Raw genomic sequence first — 2,692 nt, forward strand, 5'->3', positions numbered from 1 at the left:
ATTGATGTCACCTCCTGCAATGAATAAGACAATATTTTCCCTGTCCGAGAGCGTCCGAAAGCGTCCGCCCAGTCCGTTTTTCAAAAGCCTTGTTTTGATAAAATTTGATTGACCCAATGAGAAGGGCATTCAAGCAAAAGTGCCAAGAATCACATTTGGTAATTATATCAAATATCTTGGCGAAAAGCAAGAATTTCTGTAGAAAAAGGGGGTGAGAAGAATGGCTAAAAAATCTAAGCAGACTTCTAAGGCGGTAGCTTCCAAGGCAAGCAAAATCCTCAATGATAATCGATACAGCAGTAACTCGAAGTCGGTTGCAGGCAGCGCTTTAAGTCAAACCAGACCTGGCAGGAAGAAGTAATCTACCGAAGCACGGGACAGGCAGTGACGGATAACAATCAGCCTGCCTGTTCTCCCCTTGAGGGGAATTGATAAACAACGTTAACGCTTACTAAATAAATCTCAATGTCCGAGATGCGCATCAGGACGGCGGGATGCATAAGAGTTCAGGGCACAGCGATATAGGATGTGTCGGGAATGAAGATGCACCCACCGTGATTTCGTGCGCCCATTTTTGGACAAGCGGAGTCTGTGGCCATCTTCACCACAGGCTCTTTTTGTATTCCGCCGCCCTTTGCCCGGACGGAAAGGAATACAAAATGAAAATCAGGGTGCTGTATGAAGACAACATCAAGAACGGTCATCCGTTCTACACAACCATTGAAATCCCGGACGGCGATTACAGCGTAATGCTGGACACCGACTATGAACAGCGGCTTACGGAGGCAAAGCCGGAAAAGCGCGGTGAAGTCAAACGCTGTGAGACCGTTCAGGAGGTATTCGACCTTATGAACAAGCGTGAGTATAACAACTGGCGCCAGCACAACAGGCATTGGGACGCCAACGCTGTCCCCAGCCGCATTGACGGCAAGCGCGGCAAAGCAGTCCGCATGGAGGAACAGCCGGAGCCCGGAGATGAAGGCTCAAAGATTCCAAACTATGTCGACGCATTCCCGGACTTCACCGATGAGGAGCATCGTGAGCATCAGTATGATTACGAAAACTGTTGCAACCGCATCCGCGGCGCAATGAAGCCGGACTATGCCGAGATGATAATCGCCATCCATCTTGATGGTTTGAAGCCGGGTGAATACGCGGAGTCCATCGGCGAAAAGCTGAACACGTTGAATCACCGTCTGCAGCGTGCAGAAAAGAAATTCAAAGAACTTTTTCCGAAAACGTCCTTTTCGTCCCTCTCCCATGGCTACAAGGCAGAGGGACAACCCTCAAATCAAAATTGAGGAGGTAATTCTTTATGGAATTACAGGTTTTCAGAAATGCCGAGTTCGGCTCGGTGCGTACAACAGTTATCGAAGGCGAGCCGTATGTTGTCGGTAAGGATGTGGCGGAGGCGCTTGGATATACCAATACCCGCGATGCCCTTGCCAAGCATGTGGATGAGGAAGACAAGGGGGTAGCAAAATGCGACACCCTTGGCGGAAGTCAGGATTTCATCGTTATCAATGAATCCGGCTTATACAGCCTCATCCTATCCAGCAAGCTCCCATCCGCGAAAAAGTTCAAACGCTGGGTAACGAGCGAGGTGCTGCCGGCCATCCGCAGACATGGCATCTACGCTGCCGATGAGCTTCTTGCCAATCCCGACCTTGCCATTGCCGCCTTCACGGCTTTGAAAGAGGAACGGCAAAAGGTCAAGGCGCTTTCGGAACAGGTAGCCGTGCAACAGCAGCAGATAACTGAAATGAGGCCTAAGGCGTCATATTACGATGTGGTTCTTAACTGCAAAGACCTTGTCGCGATATCGGTCATCGCCAAGGATTACGGATGGAGCGCCAACAGGCTCAACAGCTATCTGAACGAAAAGGGAGTTCAGTATAAGCAGGGTAAGATTTGGCTTCTGTATCAGAAATACGCCGAAAAGGGATACACCAGCACCAAGACCTTCAGTTCTCCCGGCGGCGACGGAGAGATGCACAGCCATGTTCATACCTATTGGACTCAGGGCGGGCGGCTGTTTATCTATCACACGCTGAAGGCGGACGGTATCCTCCCTTTAATCGAACAGGAGGTGTGATTGATGGAACGGAATGAACGATTTAACGCCTCCGGCTGTTATGACCCCGTCCCCTTCGAAGTCATGAGCAAAATCGAGCGTGAGGAGCGCAAGGCGGTTAAATCCGCCTTCCTCCCGCTCGTGTATATCTGCTGCCCATACAGAAATGATCCCGCCGGCAACAGCGAAAAGGCGCGCAGGTTCTGCCGCTTTGCTATAGACCGGGGATATATACCGCTCTGCACCATACTGCATTTTCCTCAATTCATGTCGGACACAGACCCGGAGGAACGTGAACTCGCCCTCTTTATGGACATAGTGCTCATGGGCAAATGCCAGGAAGTCTGGGTGCTCGGCGACACCATCACCGAAGGCATGAGCCGTGAAATATATAAGGCGGAGCGGCGCAGGCAGCCTGTCCGCTATTTCAATAATGACTTTGAGGAGGTGGAGCGTCATGCGTGAACTGCCCATTGCATACGGCGGCAGCTGTTTCGCAAAGAAATGGTCGAATAAAAAAATCACGTTTGACGACCTCTGCGAAAGGCTGAAAACGACCATCCGCACCCCGGAGGCTGCCGAGGAATATCCGAAGCTGCCGAAAGCGGAGCGGGACAG

Annotated in this window: 5 protein-coding genes; all 5 read left to right on the plus strand. The window is 50.9% G+C overall.

Annotation, left to right across the window (positions count from 1 at the left end; translation table 11 throughout):
• Positions 1 to 220: 220 nt before the first annotated feature.
• Positions 221 to 361 carry a hypothetical protein gene (locus AC6I5A_RS10565; RefSeq protein ID WP_497900663.1) on the plus strand — a complete coding sequence of 47 codons (141 nt, stop codon included), beginning with the start codon at positions 221 to 223 and terminating at the stop codon, positions 359 to 361.
• Between the two features lie 133 nt (positions 362 to 494).
• Entirely contained in the window at positions 495 to 1,301 is an 807-nt protein-coding gene (locus tag AC6I5A_RS10570) for a hypothetical protein (protein ID WP_497900664.1), read from the plus strand.
• A 14-nt stretch (positions 1,302 to 1,315) separates the two neighbouring features.
• Positions 1,316 to 2,095, plus strand: a complete 780-nt coding sequence (locus AC6I5A_RS10575) for a phage antirepressor KilAC domain-containing protein (RefSeq protein ID WP_034615484.1) — start codon at positions 1,316 to 1,318, stop codon at positions 2,093 to 2,095.
• A gap of 3 nt (positions 2,096 to 2,098) precedes the next feature.
• Positions 2,099 to 2,539, plus strand: a complete 441-nt coding sequence (locus AC6I5A_RS10580; RefSeq protein WP_034615487.1) for a DUF7768 domain-containing protein — start codon at positions 2,099 to 2,101, stop codon at positions 2,537 to 2,539.
• A partial coding sequence (locus AC6I5A_RS10585) for a hypothetical protein (protein ID WP_497900665.1) occupies positions 2,532 to 2,692 on the plus strand: 161 nt, incomplete at its 3' end. The genes AC6I5A_RS10580 and AC6I5A_RS10585, both read left to right, overlap by 8 nt.

The organism is Desulfosporosinus sp. Tol-M2 (assembly GCF_059735615.1).

Coding starts and splice junctions, on each gene's coding strand:
- AC6I5A_RS10575 (WP_034615484.1), top strand. CDS start 1,316: ATGGAATTACAGGTTTTCAGAAATGCCGAGTTCGGCTCGGTGCGTACA.
- AC6I5A_RS10580 (WP_034615487.1), top strand. CDS start 2,099: ATGGAACGGAATGAACGATTTAACGCCTCCGGCTGTTATGACCCCGTC.
- AC6I5A_RS10565 (WP_497900663.1), top strand. CDS start 221: ATGGCTAAAAAATCTAAGCAGACTTCTAAGGCGGTAGCTTCCAAGGCA.
- AC6I5A_RS10570 (WP_497900664.1), top strand. CDS start 495: ATGCATAAGAGTTCAGGGCACAGCGATATAGGATGTGTCGGGAATGAA.